Source organism: Streptomyces spororaveus, from assembly GCF_016755875.1.
GTDB classification, from domain to species: Bacteria; Actinomycetota; Actinomycetes; order Streptomycetales; family Streptomycetaceae; genus Streptomyces; species Streptomyces spororaveus.
The window spans coordinates 4,791,209-4,809,280 of record NZ_BNED01000005.1 but is presented as its reverse complement, the minus strand read 5'-3'; the positions used below and the strand labels follow the sequence as shown (position 1 = coordinate 4,809,280).

Genomic DNA, 18,072 nt, shown 5'->3' with positions numbered 1-18,072 from the left:
GAGGACCACCCTCCGGACATGGGGCCGTGGACGGCAATCCCCCGGCCGGCTCACCCCGCGGGTGTAAGCCCCCGGGCCGATGCCGCGCGGGGGCGGGGCGGGAGCCGCAGTCGCTTCCGCCGCTCGCCACAATTGCGGGCGCGGCCGGAATCCTCGGGTCCTTCATCAGTGCGGAACCAGCGAACGTGAAAACCCTGGGCCCGGCCCTGCACCGCCGGCCGGGCCCAGGAGAACTCACGGAGTGTCGCGCCCGTGAGCGAGACCGGTCGGGAATCATGTCCGGATGATCAACTCGATACCCCCCGTGGTCCCGGCCGGCCGGATGCGCGCCCTGCCGCAGCCCGAGTTCGAACTGCCGGGCGGCATGCTGCTGCGCCCCTGGACGGCCTACGACGTCCCCGCGCTCGTCGAGGCCTGCCACGACCCCGACATCCGGCACTGGAACCGGCCCGACCTGCTCACCCCGGCCGAGGCCGAGGAACGGATCGCCCGCTGGCACACCCGCTGGCAGGACGAGGCGGCCGCGACGTGGGCCGTCGCCCCCGCCTCCGGAGGCCCGGCCGTCGGGCTCATCGGCATCGCCGACCTCGATCTCGCGGGCGGCAGCGGCGAGATCCTCTACTGGCTGCTGCCCGCCGGACGCGGCCGCGGGGTCATGGCGCCCGCCACGGAACGCGTCGGCCGCTGGGCCTTCGAGGACCTCGGCCTGCACCGCGTACGGATCACCCACTCCGTGGCCAACCCGGCCTCCTGCGCCGTCGCGACGAAGGCCGGGTTCCCCCTGGAGGGCACCATGCGCGGCGCCCTCCTGCACGCGGACGGCTGGCACGACCAACACCTGCACGCCCGCCTGAGCACCGACTGAGCACCGACCGAGGCGGGGGCCGCGCCTCACATCGAGCCCCCGCCGGCGGCCTCCGTCAGGAAGCCGGCCAGGTCGTCCACGCCGTAGCCGAGCCTCGGGCCGCGCTCGGCCGCCATCAGCAGCAGCTGCCCGACGATCTCCGCGCCCCAGCCGTCCGGACCGTCCTCGGACCACTCCCACAGCTTGTCGATGCCGAGCCCGGTCATGAGCAGCCCATACCGGGTGCGGATCTCCGCGCACAGCTCCGCCACCGCGTCGAGCAGCCGCCCGCCCGGCCGCTCGCACCGCAGCCCGAGGCACCCGCCGAGGTCCTCCACCGCGCACCCCTGGGGCGGGGCCGCCCTGAGACCCTCGTAGCGCGGGTCGTCGAACCCCGGATAGCCCTCCAGCGGGCAGTGCACCAGCGTGAACCGCTGCCAGCCGGCCGGCGGAGGCGGCTTCGGATCCCCGGCCTCGGGCCCGCACACCCCGCGCGGGGCGAGGGCCGTCTCCAGACCGCGCAGCTTCCAGCCGAGCTCGAAGGCGAAGTTCACCGCCTCCACGGCCTCGCTCACGAGCCCCCCGCCCGCTCGTGCAGAACGGCCGCCAGCCGGAGCGCGGTGTCGAGGTTGCAGCGGCCGAGGTCGACCAGCGGCAGGCCGTAGGTACCGGCGGCCGAGACCCGCTCCACGTCCAGCGAGGGGAACAGCACACCGACCCCGGCGAGCGACTCCCGCAACTGCCGGACGGCCTCCTCGGCCGCCTGCATGCGCTCCTGTGGGGAGAGCACCATGACATGTCACCTTTCCACTCTGAGTATTCAACTTCTTCACACAGAGTGGCGACGCGCTCACTAGCCTTTCAAGTGCGGACCCCGCAACAACCGTTCATGTTGCTCAGGGAGTTGCCATGCCACAAAAGAACCTCGATCCGTCCTCATCCCCCCGCGCCCTCCTGGGGGCGGAGCTGCGCGTAGCGCGCGAACGCGCGGGCATGAGCCAGGCCGAACTCGGCGAACGGCTCTTCGTGAGCGGCGCGTTCATCGGCCAGCTCGAAGCGGGCACGCGCCGTATGCACCTGGAGTTCGCCCGCCAGATCGACGACATCCTCGACACGGGCGGCTTCTTCGTCCGCAACTGCGGGGCGGCCGCCAAGTCCAAGTACCCGGACCACTTCGCGGCGGCGGCCGAGGCGGAGGCTCTGGCGACCTCCATCCGGGAGTACGCGCCCCAGCTGATCCCGGGGCTGCTCCAGACGGAGGCGTACGCGCGTGCCGTCTTCCGCGCTGGCCATCCGACCGCGCCGGAGGAAGTGATCGACGAACTGGTCGCAAACCGATTGGCCCGCGCCGCCCTCCTCGATGATCCAACAGCACCACTGTTTTGGTGCGTCCTTGACGAGGCGGTCCTGCGCCGGGGCGGGGAGAGCCCGGAAGTCATGGCCGAGGCACTACGGCACATCGCGCGTCTGATCCGGGCTCACCGAATCATCGTGCAGGTGCTCCCGTTCAGCGCGGGCATGCACGCAGCCATGGGCGGCGCTATCAAGTTGATGTCCTTCGACGACGCTCCACCTCTGTCCTACGTCGAAGGCATGGGTACGGGGCTCCTGTTCGACGATCCTGCGACAGTCACCCATCACACCCTGACCTACGATCTCCTCACGGCCAACGCGCTCTCCCCTCGGAAGTCCCTGGCCTTGATCGAGTCCGTGGCGGAGGATTGCGAACATGACCAGCACGCCTGAGTACGACCTGTCGGCGGCCACCTGGCACAAGTCCAGCTACAGCGACGCCAGCGGCGGTAACTGCCTCGAAGTCTCCGACGGGCACCCCGACCTGATCCCGGTACGGGACTCCAAGCAACCCGAAGGCCCGCACGTGGTGTTCCACGCGCAGGCCTGGGCCCGGTTCGTCGGGTCGCTCTGAGCGATCAGAGACCGTCGGTGAACAGCAGCTTGTTCGGGCCGTTGTTGCTGAGGTTCTGGACGATGTCCTTCGTGGACACCTCGTTCAGGAAGTCCGTCACCTCCGCCGGCAGCGCGTTCGGGTGCTCCGACTTGTAGAGCGCGGCCACACCGGTCACGTGCGGCGCGGCCATGGACGTACCGTCCATGGCCACGCTGCCGCCGCCCAGACGCGCGGAGATGATGTCCTTGCCGGGGGCGTAGAGGTCCAGGCAGGAGCCGTGGTTCGAGAAGTCCGTCTCCTCGTCGAAGCGGTTCGTCGCGCCGACCGTCACCACGCGCGCGGCGGACGCGGGCGAGACGCGGCAGGCGTCGCGGTTGTCGTTGCCCGCCGCGATGACCGGCAGCACGCCCCGGTCGGACACGGCCGTCGCGGCCGCGTTGACCGCTTCGAGCCGGTCGCCGCCCAGCGAGGCGTTCAGGACGGCCGGCTGCTGGGCGTTGCGGGCGATCCAGTCGAAGCCCGCGATGATGCCCGACCAGGCACCCCGGTTGTCACAGCCGAGGACCCGGACGCTGACCAGGCTCACCTTGCGCGCCACGCCGAAGGTCTCGCCGCCGACCGTGCCCGCGACGTGCGTGCCGTGGCCGTTGCAGTCCGCGCCGTTGCGGCCGTCCCCGATCGCGTCGAAGCCCGCCCGTGCGCGGCCGCCGAATTCGGGGTGGCGGAAGTCGATGCCGCTGTCGAGGATGTACGCCGTCACGCCCTGGCCGCTGCGGTTGGCGCTGAAGTCGTTGTCCAGCGGCAGGAACCGCTGGTCGATGCGGTCCAGGCCCCAGGAGTGGGAGGGCGACTTGGTCCCGATCCCCTTCGCGGGGGTCGGCGGCCCGGTCACCGTCGCGTCCTCCGTCACGGACGTCACACCGTGCGCCCCGCGGACGGACTTCAGCTGCTCCGCCGTGAGGGACGCCGCGAAGCCGTTGATCGTCCTGGTGTAGGTGAACTTCGCCGCCAGACCCAGTCGCTTCGCGAACGCCCCCGGGGAGACGCTCTTGTCGAGGGTGACGATGTAGCTGCCCGGGATGGCGTCCGCAGACGTGAGGAGCGGCGCCGGGGTCGGCTCCGGGCTGTCTGCGGAAGCCGCACCGGCTCCGAGGGGGGTCAGTGCGAGCAAGGCGGTGGCGGTCAGGGCTGCGAGGTGACGCATGGAAGGAACTCCCTGAAGTGCGTGGTGTGTCGGCGTGGGGGAGCCGCCCCCGCGGTCTGGAGTCCTCCGCGGGTGCGGCCCCTCTCTACATCGGGCACCGCCTCGGCGCGACTTGAACCATCGTCGCCACCTGGCCGAGCGTCCGATCAGCGCGTCAACCTGGCGTGCCGGACACAGCAGAAAGGGTTAATCCCTTGTGGCGCCCGAAATGTGGGCCGTTCCAGCCGGGGTGTGGAAACCCGTGCGAGATTCACCCGTACGTCCCACCCCCACACCAGTGAGCGCGCGGCCCGTGCCCGCCGCGCACCCGCCACACCCGCCGGCGTCGTTGACCCGCACTGCCGTGCGTGATGCCCTCGGGCCATGCGCATCCGCCTGAGCCGGGCCCTGCCCGTGGCCGCCGCCGTACTGGCCGCCGTCGCCGCAGTGGCCGCCGTCGCCGCCCGGCCCGTGTCGGCGGCCACCGCCGACGTGCCGGAACCCGTACCGCACACGGCCCCCACCGCCGACCACGCCACGTACATCGTCACCGTGCGGGGGGACGCCGACCCGGCCGAAGTGGCCGAGCGGGTCGGCGCCACCCCGCTCCACGTCTACCGCACCGTCCTGCACGGCTTCGCCGCCCGGCTGAGCCCCGACCAGGTCGAGGCCCTGCGCGCGATGCCGGACGTCGAGACCGTGGAGGAGGACCGTGGGGCCACCGGCTTCTGAGGCCCGGGCGCGCCCGTAGCCGGATCCGGGATCAGAGTCCGGCGGTGTAGAGCAGCTTGTTCGGGCTGGCCGGGCTGAGGTTGCTCAGGACGTCCTTGGTGGTCTCGGACTCCAGGAATTCGGCGAGGGTCTCCGGGTCCGCCGTGGGGTTCTTGGCCTTGTAGAGGACCGCGACACCGGCGACGTGCGGCGCGGCCATCGACGTACCGTCGAGGGCCACGCTGCCGCCGCCGAGCTTCGCGGAGACGATGGCCTCACCGGGGGCGTAGAGGGTCACGCACTGGCCCCAGTTGGAGAAGCTGGTCTCCTCGTCGTACCGGTTGGAGGCGGCGACGGTGACCACCTTCCCCGCGGAGGCCGGCGAGACGCCGCAGGCGTCCTTCGCGGAGTTGCCCGCCGCGATGACGGGCAGCACGCCCGCCGCGGTGACCGCGTCAGCGGCGTCGTTCACGGCCTTCGACAGTTCACCGCCCAGCGAGCCGTTGAGCACGGCCGGCTGCTTGGCGTTCTTGGCCACCCAGTCCAGCCCGGCGATGATCCCCGAGTACTCGCCCTTGCCGTCGCAGCCGAGGACTCGGACGCTGACGAGGCTGGCCTTCTTCGCGACCCCGTACGTCTTCCCCGCGACCGTACCCGCGACGTGCGTACCGTGGCCCTGGCAGTCGGCGCCGTTGCGGCCGTCGTTGATCGCGTCGAAACCAAACGTGGCGCGGGTGGCGTCGGGCCCGCCGAACTCGGTGTGGTCGTAGTCGATGCCGGTGTCGAGGATGTAGGCGGTCACCCCGGCGCCGTTGCCCTCCGGGGAGAACTGCCCGTCCCCCTTGCCGTTGGCCTTGTCCCAGTCGCTCTGCTGGTCGATCCGGTCCAGGCCCCAGGACAGGGCCGGGGCCCGGGTGCCCGCCGCGGTGCTCTGCTTCGGCACCGACTGCACCTTCGCGTCCTCCTCGACCGACTTCACCCCCAGGGCGTTGCGGACGATCATCAGCTGGAGCGGGGTCATCGGGACCGCGAAGCCGTTGATCGCCGAGGTGTAGACGAACGTGGGCTTCAGGCCCAGCTTCTGCGCGGCCTTGGCCGCGTCCACCCCCTTCTCCAGCGTCACGATGTACTTGCCGGGCACCGGGTTGGCGGCGGTCTTCAGCGGTGCCGGGGTCGGCTCCGGGGCCGCGGCGGAAGCCGTGCCGGCGGCGACCGGGGGGACGGTGAGGAGGGCGGCGGCGGCCAGGCGTGCGAGCAGGCGCATGGAAGGGAACTCCCTGACGTTATGCGGAAGGCGGCATGGGGGAGCCGCCCTCACGGCACCAGTGCTCCTGCGGGGGCGGCCCTCAGCTCCATCGCTGCCACCCGTGTGCAGCTTGAACCAACAGCTCACCTGGTTGCCCGTCCCCGCCCGCGTCGACGCGCCCGGTCGCGCGCCCTGTGCAGAAAGGGTTGTCCCGCTGTGCCGTACGGGTCGTGCCCCGTCCCGGGCGGCCGTCGGCCCGCCCCACAAGATCACCCGTACGGTCCGCCGCCGGACCAGGGGGCGCACGGACGGTGCGCCGCCCCGTGCCCCCGCCACACCCGCGGACGTCGTTGACCGGCCCGGTCGCCCGTGATGGCCTCCCTGCATGCGCATCCGCCTGAGCCGAGCCCTGCCCGTGGCCGTGGCCGTACTGGCCGCCGTCGCCGTACTGCCCGTGGCCGCGGCCACCGCCGACGTGCCGGAACCCGTACCGCACACGCTTCCCGCCGCCGACCACGCCACGTACATCGTCACCGTGCGGGAGGACAGCGACCCCGCCGAAGTGGCCGAGCGGGTCGGCGCCACCCCGCTGCACGTCTACCGCACCGTCCTGCACGGCTTCGCCGCCCGGCTGAGCCCCGACCAGGTCGAGGCCCTGCAGGCGATGCCGGACGTCGAGACCGTGGAGGAGGACGGCCGGGCGAGCGGCGACAACGCCCCCGGCGACTACTGGGGGTGGGGGCCCGGAGGCAGGTGACCGCGGCCCGCCGCCGTCACCAGCCGAAGACCGGGCCGATGTCGAAAATCGGCGGCAGCAGGCCCTTGCGGTCCAGGTTCACGAAGACGTACGAGCCGGGCGGGCCCGGGTAGAAGGTGAACCGCTCGCCCAGCGGCAGGTCGCGCAGGACGGTGGGCTCCGCCCGGCGCACGCCGTCGGCCAGACGGCGGTGGGAGAGGTACGTCCACCAGCGGTCGGAGGTCACCACGCCGACCTCGCCCGGGCCGGTCGGGGCCAGTCCGCGGATCTGCGCGTCGCCGGCGCCCGCGGCCGCGTGCCAGACGCGACGGCCGTCGGTGAGGGAGTAGGCGGACACGCCGTTCTTCTTGCCCTGCTTCACCGCGGTGACCAGCAGGTCGCCGGTCAGGACCGGGGCGGGCTCGGACAGCAGGTCCCCGGCCGGACCCGAGGCCGGTACGGAGCCGCGCGCCCGGCCCTCGGCGTCGAACAGCAGCACCGCGTCCGTGCCGCGCTCGGCCGTCTCCGTAAGGCGTACGACCGGCGGGGCGGCGGACAGCACCCGCACCTCGCGCAGCCTGCTCACCGTCGGCAGCGCGGTCTGCCAGGCGCGGGTTCCCGTACGGGCGTCGACGGCCGTGATCCGGGCGGAGTCGCCGCACTCCTCCACGTACAGGGCATGGCGCTCCGAACCGTCGACGGCCTTCACCGTGCACTCGGCGGGGACCGGGGCCCGCCAGAGCTCGTGGCCGCCCTCCAGGTCGAGGCCGGTCACCGTGTCCCGGTCCGCGACGACGGCGCTCGCGCCCGCCGCGGCCACCAGCGCCCGGCCGGTGTCCCGGGTCCACCGCGCGTGGCCGTCGGACAGGTCCACGGCGACGACCTGCGAGCCGCACGTCCCGGGGCTCTCCCCGTACGCGACGAGGCCGGTGCCCGACGGGGTCGTCCGGCTGAGCGCGCAGAGCGGCGTACGCTCCGGGGCGGGCAGCCGCCAGCTCTTGCGGCCCTCCCCGTTGTAGCCGACGAGGCCGTCCCTGCGGGCCCGTACGAGCGAGCCGGGCTCGGGAGCCCAGACGCCGACCGGGGCCGCCGCCGGATGCACGGGCTCCTGCCAGCCCGACAGGTCCAGCTGCGGGCCGCGCGCGTACTCGAAGCCCAGCCAGCCGGGCCCCAGCGCGGCCAGCGCCGCGCAGACGGCGATCACGCGGACGTGCACCGGGGCGCGGCGGTGGCCGCGCTTCCTCGGCACCCGCCACAGCAGCCACGCGGCCACGGCGCACAGCGGGGCGAGCAGCGCGAGCGTGCCCATGCCGCGCGGGCAGCTGTCGATGCCGCACATGCGGCCGGGGGCGTCGGCGAACACCAGCTTGGTCAGGAGGACCAGGTACAGCGCCGCCACCGCCGCGAACGCCGCGGCGGCGGCGAACGCGAGGTAGCCCAAGAGCCGTACGGGCCGCCGTCGTTCCATGTCCATGATCCCCCCGGACCGCAGCCTAACCGGGGGCTCCGGAGTCAGAGCGCGGAGCCTCCGGTGGCGTCGACCACACGCCCGGTCACCCAGCGCGCGGCGTCGGAGGCGAGGAAGCCGACGACGTCCGCGATGTCCTCGGGGCGGCCGACACGGCCGAGCGCGGAGAGCGAGGCGGCGTGCGCCTCGGCCTCGGCGTTGCCCCGCAGCCAGCCGGCGTTGACGTCGGTGTCGACGATGCCGGGGGCGACCGAGTTCACGGTGATCCCGCGCGCGCCGAGGGCTTTGGCGAGGTTCAGGGTCAGGGTGTCGAGCGCCCCCTTGGTGGCCCCGTAGGCGAGGATCTCGGGCATCGCGATGCGGGCGGCGCCACTGGAGATGTTGATGATGCGGCCGCCGTCGCGCAGCCGCCCGAGGGCCTCCTGGACGACGAAGAACGGCGCCCGTACGTTCACCGCGAAGACCCGGTCGAAGTCCTGCTCGGTGATCTCGCCCAACGGAATGGGCAGTCCGATGCCCGCGTTGTTCACGATGATGTCGACCCCGTCCAGCCCCAGCGCGTCGTACGCCGCCCAGAGCGCGGCGGCGGAGCCCGGGCTGCCGAGCTCCGCCTGGAGGGCGAAGGCCCGGCCGCCGTCCTCGGTGATCCGCTCGACGGTCTCGCGGGCGGCCGCCGCGTCGCTCGCGTACGCGAGCACGACCGTGACGCCGTCGGCGGCGAGCCGCTCGGCGATGGCCCGGCCGATGCCCCGGCTGCCGCCCGTGACCAGCGCTGTCCTGTTCATGAAGTCCCCCTCGGATTCGGTAATGATCACTACAGAATGAAGGTAGCACGACTTCCGTAGCGATCATTACATAATTACGGAGGTCAGTCCGGGCGAGCCGTCAGGCCCGGGCGGCCCCGACGAAGGCGCGGATCAGCTCCGGCGACTTCACACCGCGCTCCCGTTCCACCCCGCTGGACACGTCCACGCCCCACGCCCCGGTGGCCGCCAGCGCCGCCCGCACATTGCCCGGGTTCAGCCCGCCGGCGAGCAGCCACCGCCCCTCGGGCGCCGTGAAGTCCGCCGCCCCCCAGTTCCACGGCTTGCCGGAGCCCGGGTCGGGCGCGTCCAGCAGCAGCAGGTCCTCGCCGTACTCACCGCAGCGCCGCACGCGCTCGGCGGTGGCCCGCAGCAGGGTCCGGCCCTCGGCGCGCAGCGCCTCGAACTCCTCGGGCCCCTCCTCGCCGTGCAGCTGCACCCCGCGCACACCGCTCTCCTCGGCGAACCGGCGCACCTCCGCCACCGCCTGCCCCCGGAACACCCCGACCGTGAGCACCCCCTCGGGCACCCGCGCGGCCAGCTCCCGCGCGGTGGCGGCGTCGACGGTCCGCGGGCTGCCGGGCGCGAAGACGAACCCGACGGCGTCGGCCCCGGCCGCCACGGCCGCGTCGACATCGTGCGCGGTCCGCAGACCGCAGATCTTGACGAAGAGATCAGCCATGCGTCCAGCCTATGCGGACCGGACGGGGCCCGGCCGCGTCAGCGGCCCACCTGCGCCGGGCCCAGCACCGACCCGCCGATCGCGGCCGCGAGCCGGGCCGCGCCGGTCTCGTCGGCGTACGTGAAGTGCACGTAGAGCGTGTGCCGGCCGTCGGGATGCTCCTCGTTGATGCCGAGTTCCACCCGCTGGTTCGCCGAGTCCCGCACCGCGGACGGGATCCCGGGGGCCGACGGCCAGACTCCGTACCAGAGCATCGTGGCCGACCCGGCGCCCAGCGCGCGCAGGAAGGCCGGTTCGACGGGGCCCGGAGCCGCGTACGTGTCGACGGTCAGCGGCAGTTCGGCCGCCAGCTCCCGGTCGTCGCGGGGCAGTTCGGCGCCCGTGAACCAGACGTCCCGGTCCCAGTCGTACGAGGGCTCGAACAGGCCCGTCGGAAGGAGCGCCGCCAGCCCGCGGGCCTCCGGGACGGTGAGCGCCTGCGCGCACAGCCACATCTCCGCGTCGAGCGGCTTCATCAGCCCGGACAGCAGGCGGGCCCGCCGATAGGCGTCGGCGAGGTCGTCGGTCCGGAACACGGGGTAGGCGCGCGAACTTCCCACCGCCCGCTCAGCCCCGCTCGGGCTCGCCCGGCAGCCGCGCCTGGGCATACGCCTCGGCGGGATCGGAGGTGCGGTGGACGGGGTACGCGACGGAATGGCCCATGCCCGTACCGTCACACGCCCCCACCCACCCGGGCCAGCGCTTTTACCCCCCGGTCGGCGGAGAGCGCTCCGCGGGCCGGGCACGTGTCTCCCCCCGCCGCTAGCCTGGAACGAGGCTCACGCCCAGTGCACGGCACGCCACGCGGAGGACACGGTGACGATCATGATCGAACGGGCCACACCGATAGAGCAGGCGGCACCGCCGACGTTCGAGACGCTCCTGCGCACGGTCGCGGAGATGGACACGCCAGACGGCTTCAAGGCCGAGCTCATCCGGGGGAAGATCATCGTGTCGCCGTTCTCGTCGCTGCGCTATCTGCGCAGCATGCGTGCCCTTCGTGAGCAGCTCAAGGTCCATGCTCCCGAAGGCCACGTCGCCGAGACCTCCCCGTTCCTCTTCCGGTTCCCTGCCGCAGAGCGGGCCTACGGCCCCGACCTGTTCGTCGCGGACGAGGCCGCCTTCGAGGACGATGGCCGTCACGCGGACAGTGCGGCCCTGTCCTTGGTCGCCGAGTTCACGTCCACATCCACGAAGGACGTGGACTGGAACGAGAAGCTGGAGGTGTACGGCCAGGTGGTCCCCGTGTACCTGGTGGCCGATATGCAGGCGAAAGAGATCACCTGCTTCTCCGAACCCTCACCACACGGCTACCGCTCCCGCAAGACGGTGTCCTTCGGCGAGGAGCTGCACGTCCCCGAACCCTTCGACTGCATCATCGACACCACCGGCTTCTAGCCCGGGAACGCCCGAGGGCGGCACCCCCGTGGGGGTGCCGCCCTCGTTCGAGAACAGCCGATCTACCGGTGGCCGGAGCCAGGGGTGGATCAGAAGTCCATGTCACCACCCGGCATGCCGCCGCCCGCGGGGGCACCGGCCTTCTCGGGCTTGTCGGCGATGACGGCCTCGGTGGTGAGGAACAGCGCGGCGATCGACGCGGCGTTCTGCAGCGCGGAGCGCGTGACCTTCGCCGGGTCGATGATGCCCTCGGCGATCATGTCGACGTACTCGCCGGTCGCGGCGTTCAGGCCGTGACCGATCGGAAGGTTGCGCACCTTCTCGACGACGACGCCGCCCTCGAGACCACCGTTGACGGCGATCTGCTTGAGCGGGGCCTCCAGCGCGAGCTTCACGGCGTTGGCGCCGGTCGCCTCGTCACCCTCGAGCTCCAGCTTCTCGAAGACCGCGGAGGCCTGCAGCAGGGCCACGCCACCACCGGCGACGATGCCCTCCTCGACGGCCGCCTTCGCGTTGCGAACGGCGTCCTCGATGCGGTGCTTGCGCTCCTTGAGCTCGACCTCGGTCGCGGCACCGGCCTTGATGACGGCCACGCCGCCGGCCAGCTTCGCGAGGCGCTCCTGGAGCTTCTCGCGGTCGTAGTCCGAGTCGGAGTTCTCGATCTCTGCGCGGATCTGGTTCACGCGACCGGCGACCTGGTCGCTCTCGCCGGCACCGTCGACGATGGTGGTCTCGTCCTTGGTGATGACGACCTTGCGGGCGCGGCCGAGCAGGTCGAGACCGGCGTTCTCCAGCTTGAGGCCGACCTCCTCGGAGATGACCGTGCCGCCCGTGAGGATGGCGATGTCACCGAGCATGGCCTTGCGGCGGTCGCCGAAGCCCGGGGCCTTGACGGCGACGGACTTGAAGGTGCCGCGGATCTTGTTGACGACGAGGGTGGAGAGCGCCTCGCCCTCGACGTCCTCGGCGATGATCAGCAGCGGCTTGCCGGACTGCATGACCTTCTCCAGGAGCGGCAGCAGGTCCTTGACCGAGCCGATCTTGGAGTTGACGATCAGGATGTACGGGTCGTCGAGGGACGACTCCATGCGCTCCATGTCGGTGGCGAAGTACGCCGAGATGTAGCCCTTGTCGAAGCGCATACCCTCGGTGAGCTCCAGCTCCAGACCGAAGGTCTGGGACTCCTCGACGGTGATGACGCCTTCCTTGCCGACCTTGTCCATGGCCTCGGCGATGAGCTCGCCGATCTGGGTGTCGGCGGCGGAGATGGAGGCCGTCGAAGCGATCTGCTCCTTGGTCTCGACATCCTTGGCCTGCGCCAGCAGGGCGGCGGAGACGGCCTCGACGGCCTTCTCGATACCGCGCTTGAGGGCCATCGGGTTCGCACCCGCGGCCACGTTGCGCAGACCCTCGCGGACGAGCGCCTGGGCGAGAACGGTGGCGGTGGTCGTACCGTCGCCGGCGACGTCGTCCGTCTTCTTGGCGACTTCCTTGACCAGCTCGGCGCCGATCTTCTCGTACGGGTCCTCGAGCTCGATCTCCTTGGCGATGGAGACACCATCGTTGGTGATCGTGGGGGCGCCCCACTTCTTCTCAAGGACGACGTTGCGACCCTTGGGGCCAAGGGTGACCTTGACGGCGTCGGCGAGCTGGTTCATCCCACGCTCGAGGCCGCGGCGGGCCTCCTCGTCGAACGCAATGATCTTGGCCATCTGAAGTGGTCCTCCCGGACAGCGGTGGATTACTCCGGACCGCGCCCGCGCCCGCGACGGACGGCCTGCGTGCCCGGCGGTTCCTTCCCACCGGACCCTGCGGGCCTCACCGACCCGGTCCTCGTTTCAGTAGCACTCTCACATGGAGAGTGCTAACGCCAATGATTAGCACTCGCCCCCCGAGAGTGCAAGCGGCTTCGGGGAACGCCCCGCCACTACCGGGCGTACGCACGAGGGGCCCCCATCCCGTGTCCAGGATGTGGGCCCCTCGTGGTGTTCCAGGTCTTCGACGAAGACTGATGCGTCGGCGGTCGATCGCGCCAGGACTAGCCGAGTGCGAGCTTGACCATGTCCGCCTGCGGACCCTTCTGGCCCTGCGAGATCTCGAACTCGACCCGCTGACCCTCTTCAAGGGTGCGGTACCCGTCCATCTGGATGGCGCTGTAGTGGACGAACACATCCGCACCACCGTCGACCGCGATGAAGCCGTAGCCCTTCTCCGCGTTGAACCACTTGACGGTGCCCTGAGCCATGCCTAACTCCCCTATTACTGGCCCTTGCGCAGGAACGCACTTCACGATCCCGGGTCAGAACTTGCGTCGGAACGCGTCGACCGAGGCTGAATGTATCTGCGCGGATGCTGTCTGCAACAGGTCAATCCGATGAGAATTCTGGACACCGAGAAACATTGAAATAGAGTGAAAATTTGCCATACTCCCGGGCAAGTCGGGCCTGACATATCTCGCCAAAGCCCCATACCGCACTCGCATGTTGGCCCGATGTCGACCCTTGCGCGGCCCGTTCATATGCAGGGGGCAAGAACAGCGGAGGGGACTTCCCCAACCCTACCGTGCCCAATCAAGCAGAATTGCCCCCTCCGCTTTTAGCGGAGGGGGCAATTTCGGTTTTCGCGTGTCAGCAGCCGCCGGCGACGGCCGGAATGATCGAGACACCGGCGCCGTCCGGCGTCGCCGCCTGCAGCCCGCCCTCGAAACGCACGTCGTCGTCGTTCACGTAGACGTTCACGAAGCGGCGCAGCTTGCCCTGGTCGTCCAGGACGCGCGCGGCGATGCCCGGGTGGTTCTTCTCCAGGGACTCGATGACCTCGGCGAGGGTCGCGCCCTCGGCCGGGACCTCGGCGACGCCGCCGGTGTAGGTGCGCAGGATGGTGGGGATGCGGACGTTGACGCTCATGGCGCTACTGCCTTTCCGGTAGGGCGGAGGAGAAGGGGTCAGGCCAGGCCGGCGGCGCGGAACGCGTCCAGGCTCGGGCGGATGGTGGCGGTCTGCCCGCTGTCAGCGGCCACCGCCTCCAGGGTCTTGAGGCCGTCACCGGTGTTGAGGACGACGGTGGTCAGCGTCGGGTCGAGCTGCCCGTTGTCGATGAGCTTCTTCGTCACGCCGACGGTCACGCCGCCCGCGGTCTCGGCGAAGATGCCCTCGGTCTGCGCGAGGATCTTGATGGCCTCGACGACCTGCTCGTCGGTGACGTCCTCGACGAAACCGCCGGTGCGGCGGGCGATGTCCAGGACGTACGGGCCGTCCGCCGGGTTGCCGATGGCCAGCGACTTGGCGATGGTGTTCGGCTTCTGCGGGCGGACCACGTCGTGACCGGCCTTGAAGGCGGTCGACACCGGGGAGCAGCCCTCGGCCTGGGCCCCGAAGATCTTGTAGGGCTTGTCCTCGACGAGGCCGAGCTTGATGAGCTCCTGCAGACCCTTGTCGATCTTCGTCAGCTGCGAGCCGGACGCGATCGGGATGACGATCTGGTCGGGCAGCTGCCAGCCGAGCTGCTCGCAGATCTCGTACGCGAGCGTCTTGGAGCCCTCGCCGTAGTACGGGCGCAGGTTGACGTTGACGAAGCCCCAGCCCTCGCCCAGCGGGTCGCCGATGAGCTCGGAGCAGAAGCGGTTGACGTCGTCGTAGTTGCCCTCGATGCCGACGAGTTCGCCGCCGTACACACCGGCCATGACGACCTTGCCCTGCTCCAGGTCGTGCGGGATGAACACGCAGGAGCGGAAGCCGGCCCGGGCGGCCGCGGCGCCGACGGCGCCGGCCAGGTTGCCGGTCGAGGAGCAGGACAGGGTGGTGAAGCCGAAGGCGCGGGCGGCCTCGACGGCGATGGCCACGACGCGGTCCTTGAAGGAGTGCGTCGGGTTGCCGGAGTCGTCCTTGACGTAGAGCTTGCCGGTGATGCCCAGCTCCTTGGCCAGGTTGGCCGCGTCCACGAGCTTGGTGAAGCCGGGGTTCAGGCTGGGCTTCGACGCCACGTCGGCCGGGACGGGCAGGAGCGGCGCGTAGCGCCAGATGTTGTTCGGGCCGGCCTCGATCGCGGCGCGCAGGGCCTCGGGGTCACCGGTCGGGAGGTCGTAGGCGACTTCCAGCGGTCCGAAGCACTCGGCACACGCGAAGATGGGGCCGAGTTCGAAGCGGGTGCCGCACTCACGACAGGAAAGGCCGTTGGCGGGTCCGAGATCAACAGAGGTGGCGACAGTCTGTGCAGCCATGATGGCGAGGCCCTTTCTCCTCATCTTCCCCATGGCGCATTTCGCCATGAGACGGAATTGGCACCTTCCCTAGCCGGGGACCTCGCTGACGACGCTGGTGCGCGATCGCGAGAACCGACTGGAGGGTTGCCGGGGCTTCAACGGGCCGTGTCCCTCTGCCCCTCTGGATGAGCGGTATGGCACCGGCATACGCGCTCTGTGGCGCGCCGGTGCGTTTGTACGCGGGGGACCCCCGGCATGCGGTGGTCCTTCGCGTTGTTCAAGACTGTAACCGAAGGCCCGGGCGGTTGAGACAGCCGTCCGAACCGCGAGATGGATCACATAAGGGCGTATATCGCCGACACGCAGGGAGTGCTGAGGGTGCTGGAAGAGGTGGAGCGATGGCTGGCCGACCGCTCCTGGTCCGCCGCCGACCGACCGCTCGACCAGCTGCTCGACCGGAAACGGGCGGCCGGGACCACGGTCAGCGTCGTGCTGCCCGCGCTGGACGAGGAGGCCACGGTCGGCGCGATCGTCGAGGTCATCCGGCGTGAGCTGATCGAGGGACTGCCGGTCCCCCTGGTCGACGAACTGGTCGTGATCGACTCGGGTTCCGCCGACCGCACCGCGGAGGTCGCGGCGAAGGCCGGGGCCCGGGTGGTGCACCGTGACGAGATCCTCCCGAGGATCCCGGCGCTGCCCGGCAAGGGCGAGGTGCTGTGGCGCTCGCTCCTGGCCACGGGCGGGGACATCGTCTGCTTCGTCGACGCCGACCTGCGGGACTTCTCCGCCGCCTTCGTCTCCGGGATCGTCGGACCGCTGCTGACCGACCCCGACGTGCAGTTCGTCAAGGCGATGTACGACCGCCCGCTGGGCGACGCCCCCGGCCAGGGCGGCCGGGTCACCGAGCTGGTCGCCCGGCCGCTCCTCAACCTCCACTGGCCGCAACTGGCCGGCTTCGTCCAGCCGCTGGGCGGCGAGTACGCCGTACGGCGCTCCCTGCTGGAACGGCTGCCGTTCCCCGTCGGGTACGGCGTCGAGCTGGGCCTGCTGGTCGACGCGCTGCACACGGTCGGGCTGGACGCGCTGGCCCAGGTGGACGTGGGCGTACGGGTCCACCGCCATCAGGACGGGCAGGCGCTGGGCCGGATGGCCGCGGCGATCTACCGCACCGCCCAGGTACGGCTCTCGCGCGGGCACCTCGTACGGCCGGAGCTCACGCAGTTCGAGCGCGGCCCGGAGGGCTTCGTACCGCGGACGTACCCGGTGGACACCGAGGAGCGGCCGCCGATGGCGGGCATCAAGGAGTACGCGCTGCGTCGCGTGGCGTGACCGCGTCCATACGTTTGAGCGAGAGCGGGCCGGGCTAGGTTGGCCGCATGGCTTCCCAGGTACTCGTAGCAGCGAACCGCGGCCCCCTCTCCTACGCCCTCGACGACGGCGGGACGCTCAGCGCCCGGCGCGGCGGGGGCGGTCTCGTCTCCGGACTCTCCGCGGCCCTCGCGGAGCAACCGGGGGCCCTGTGGATCTGTGCGGCGCTGTCGGACGCGGACCGGGAGGCGGTCCGCCGGGGCGTCGCCGAACCGGGCGTCCGCATGCTGGACATCGATCCCACCGTGTACGACGACGCGTACAACGGGATCGCCAACTCTGTGCTGTGGTTCACGCACCACCACCTGTACGACGTCCCGCGCGAGCCGGTCTTCGACGCGCGGTTCCGGCGGCGGTGGGAGTCGTACGTGGCGTACAACCGGGCGTTCGCGCAGGCCCTGGCCGAGGAGGCGGCGGACGGCGCCCGCGTGCTGGTGCAGGACTACCACCTGGCGCTGGTCCCGGGGCAGCTCCGGGAACTGCGGCCGGACCTGCGGATCGCGCACTTCACGCACACCCCGTGGGCCTCGCAGGAGTTCCTGCGGATGCTGCCCGACGACATCCGCGGCGAACTGATGTGGGGGATGCTCGGCGCGGACGTGGTCGGCTTCCACACCTGGGCCTGGGCGCACACCTTCATGGGCGGCGCGCACCTGAACGACGAGCGCGGTATCGCCGAGCCCCGGTTCGCGGCGGGGGTGGAGGCGTCGGGGGCGAGGTACGTCCAGAAGAGCCCGTCGGGTGCGGTGCGGCACAAGCGGACCGAGGTGGCCGTGTACCCGCTGGGCGTGGACGCCGACGAGCTGCGGGCGCTCGCCCACCGGCCGGAGGTGGACGCCAAGCTGGCGCAGCTCAGGGCGGAGACCGGTGGCCTGAAGACCATCGTCCGGGTGGACCGGACGGAGCTGTCGAAGAACATCCTGCGCGGCCTGCTGGCCTACCGGGAACTGCTGACGGTCCACCCCGAATGGCGCGGCCGGGTCGTGCACCTGGCCTCGGCGTACCCGTCGCGGCAGGACCTGAAGGTGTACCGGGACTACACGGCGTCCGTCGCGGAGCTGGCGGCGCAGATCAACGCGGAGTTCGGCACGGAGGACTGGCAGCCGGTGCTGGTGTCGGTGAAGGACGACTTCGCGCGGTCGCTGGCGGCCTACCGGCTGGCGGACGTGGCGCTGGTGAATCCGGTGCGGGACGGGATGAACCTGGTGGCGAAGGAGATCCCGGTGGTGTCGGAGGCGGGGTGCGTGCTGGTGCTGTCCACCGGGGCGGGGGCGTACGAGGAACTCCGGCAGGACGCGCTGACGGTGAACCCGTACGACGTGTCGGCGACGGCGGAGGCCCTGCACGCTGCGCTGACCATGCCGGTGGGTGAGCGTGCGGAACGCACGAAGCGGCTGGCCGCCGCGGCGACGGCCCTCCCCCCGGCCCAGTGGTTCACGGCCCAGCTCTCGGACCTCGGCCCATCCAGCCCCGCCGGCGTGTGA

20 protein-coding genes and 1 riboswitch are annotated in these 18,072 nt (G+C 71.3%); of the genes, 8 read left to right on the top strand and 12 right to left on the bottom strand.

Translation table 11 applies throughout. The features are described 5' to 3' along the window. Positions 1-283: 283 nt before the first annotated feature. Entirely contained in the window at positions 284-865 is a 582-nt protein-coding gene (locus tag Sspor_RS24165) for a GNAT family N-acetyltransferase (RefSeq protein WP_202200987.1), read from the top strand. 26 nt (positions 866-891) lie between these two features. On the opposite strand, the gene Sspor_RS24160 is transcribed toward Sspor_RS24165, so the two are convergent. Together Sspor_RS24160 and Sspor_RS24155 are read right to left on the bottom strand one after the other, a co-directional pair. Beyond that, positions 892-1,419 (bottom strand): amidase, encoded by a 528-nt coding sequence (locus tag Sspor_RS24160; RefSeq protein ID WP_237403998.1) that lies wholly within the window; start codon positions 1,417-1,419, stop codon positions 892-894. Further along, entirely contained in the window at positions 1,416-1,637 is a 222-nt protein-coding gene (locus Sspor_RS24155) for a hypothetical protein (protein ID WP_030766320.1), read from the bottom strand. Before Sspor_RS24155 ends, Sspor_RS24160 begins: the two co-directional genes overlap by 4 nt. 116 nt (positions 1,638-1,753) lie before the next feature. Here Sspor_RS24155 and Sspor_RS24150 point away from each other — a divergent pair, with 116 nt between their 5' ends. Both Sspor_RS24150 and Sspor_RS24145 read left to right on the top strand, forming a co-directional pair. Next, complete coding sequence (locus Sspor_RS24150) at positions 1,754-2,590, top strand: helix-turn-helix domain-containing protein (protein ID WP_202200986.1); 837 nt, start codon at positions 1,754-1,756, stop codon at positions 2,588-2,590. Further along, positions 2,574-2,771, top strand: a complete 198-nt coding sequence (locus tag Sspor_RS24145; RefSeq protein WP_202200985.1) for a DUF397 domain-containing protein — start codon at positions 2,574-2,576, stop codon at positions 2,769-2,771. Before Sspor_RS24150 ends, Sspor_RS24145 begins: the two co-directional genes overlap by 17 nt. Before the next feature lie 4 nt (positions 2,772-2,775). Here Sspor_RS24145 and Sspor_RS24140 read toward each other — a convergent pair whose 3' ends face one another. Further along, a complete protein-coding gene (locus Sspor_RS24140) occupies positions 2,776-3,957 on the bottom strand; it encodes a S8 family peptidase (protein ID WP_202200984.1) in 1,182 nt (393 codons plus the stop codon). 363 nt (positions 3,958-4,320) lie between these two features. On the opposite strand from Sspor_RS24140, the gene Sspor_RS24135 reads away from it, so the two are divergent. Further along, positions 4,321-4,668, top strand: a complete 348-nt coding sequence (locus tag Sspor_RS24135; RefSeq protein ID WP_202200983.1) for a protease inhibitor I9 family protein — start codon at positions 4,321-4,323, stop codon at positions 4,666-4,668. 31 nt (positions 4,669-4,699) lie between these two features. Here Sspor_RS24135 and Sspor_RS24130 read toward each other — a convergent pair whose 3' ends face one another. Next, positions 4,700-5,911 (bottom strand): S8 family peptidase, encoded by a 1,212-nt coding sequence (locus Sspor_RS24130; RefSeq protein WP_202200982.1) that lies wholly within the window; start codon positions 5,909-5,911, stop codon positions 4,700-4,702. A 367-nt stretch (positions 5,912-6,278) separates the two neighbouring features. Between Sspor_RS24130 and Sspor_RS24125 the strand changes: the two genes are divergently transcribed. Beyond that, positions 6,279-6,650: a protease inhibitor I9 family protein gene (locus tag Sspor_RS24125; protein WP_202200981.1), complete on the top strand. Its 372-nt coding sequence runs from the start codon at positions 6,279-6,281 to the stop codon at positions 6,648-6,650. Positions 6,651-6,666: 16 nt separating this feature from the next. Here the strand turns inward: Sspor_RS24125 and Sspor_RS24120 are convergent, their stop codons facing one another. The 4 genes from Sspor_RS24120 to Sspor_RS24105 all read right to left on the bottom strand — a co-directional run bounded on the left by Sspor_RS24120 (position 6,667) and on the right by Sspor_RS24105 (position 10,181). After that, positions 6,667-8,097, bottom strand: a complete 1,431-nt coding sequence (locus tag Sspor_RS24120; RefSeq protein WP_202200980.1) for an outer membrane protein assembly factor BamB family protein — start codon at positions 8,095-8,097, stop codon at positions 6,667-6,669. 44 nt (positions 8,098-8,141) lie between these two features. Continuing rightward, on the bottom strand, positions 8,142-8,882 hold the full coding sequence (locus Sspor_RS24115) for an SDR family oxidoreductase (RefSeq protein WP_202200979.1): 741 nt from the start codon (positions 8,880-8,882) through the stop codon (positions 8,142-8,144). Between the two features lie 100 nt (positions 8,883-8,982). Then, entirely contained in the window at positions 8,983-9,582 is a 600-nt protein-coding gene (locus Sspor_RS24110) for a phosphoribosylanthranilate isomerase (RefSeq protein WP_202200978.1), read from the bottom strand. 38 nt (positions 9,583-9,620) lie between these two features. Beyond that, a complete protein-coding gene (locus tag Sspor_RS24105) occupies positions 9,621-10,181 on the bottom strand; it encodes a hypothetical protein (RefSeq protein WP_202200977.1) in 561 nt (186 codons plus the stop codon). Positions 10,182-10,446: 265 nt separating this feature from the next. On the opposite strand from Sspor_RS24105, the gene Sspor_RS24100 reads away from it, so the two are divergent. Beyond that, positions 10,447-11,019: a Uma2 family endonuclease gene (locus tag Sspor_RS24100; protein ID WP_202203825.1), complete on the top strand. Its 573-nt coding sequence runs from the start codon at positions 10,447-10,449 to the stop codon at positions 11,017-11,019. 89 nt (positions 11,020-11,108) lie between these two features. Here the strand turns inward: Sspor_RS24100 and groL are convergent, their stop codons facing one another. The 4 genes from groL to thrC form a co-directional block, all read right to left on the bottom strand. Continuing rightward, on the bottom strand, positions 11,109-12,731 hold the full coding sequence (groL, locus tag Sspor_RS24095) for a chaperonin GroEL (protein WP_202200976.1): 1,623 nt from the start codon (positions 12,729-12,731) through the stop codon (positions 11,109-11,111). Positions 12,732-13,057: 326 nt separating this feature from the next. Beyond that, the gene (locus Sspor_RS24090) at positions 13,058-13,264 is read right to left on the bottom strand and encodes a cold-shock protein (protein ID WP_030009783.1); all 207 of its coding nucleotides are present in this window, start codon (positions 13,262-13,264) and stop codon (positions 13,058-13,060) included. Between the two features lie 382 nt (positions 13,265-13,646). Further along, a complete protein-coding gene (locus Sspor_RS24085) occupies positions 13,647-13,925 on the bottom strand; it encodes a MoaD/ThiS family protein (protein WP_033223628.1) in 279 nt (92 codons plus the stop codon). Positions 13,926-13,963: 38 nt separating this feature from the next. Further along, positions 13,964-15,238 carry a threonine synthase gene (gene thrC, locus Sspor_RS24080; protein WP_202200975.1) on the bottom strand — a complete coding sequence of 425 codons (1,275 nt, stop codon included), beginning with the start codon at positions 15,236-15,238 and terminating at the stop codon, positions 13,964-13,966. A gap of 17 nt (positions 15,239-15,255) precedes the next feature. After that, positions 15,256-15,412, bottom strand: a riboswitch (SAM riboswitch). A 186-nt stretch (positions 15,413-15,598) separates the two neighbouring features. Between thrC and Sspor_RS24075 the strand changes: the two genes are divergently transcribed. Both Sspor_RS24075 and Sspor_RS24070 read left to right on the top strand, forming a co-directional pair. After that, positions 15,599-16,549, top strand: coding sequence for a glucosyl-3-phosphoglycerate synthase (locus Sspor_RS24075; protein ID WP_202200974.1), 951 nt, complete (start codon positions 15,599-15,601; stop codon positions 16,547-16,549). A 47-nt stretch (positions 16,550-16,596) separates the two neighbouring features. Further along, entirely contained in the window at positions 16,597-18,072 is a 1,476-nt protein-coding gene (locus Sspor_RS24070) for an alpha,alpha-trehalose-phosphate synthase (UDP-forming) (protein ID WP_202200973.1), read from the top strand.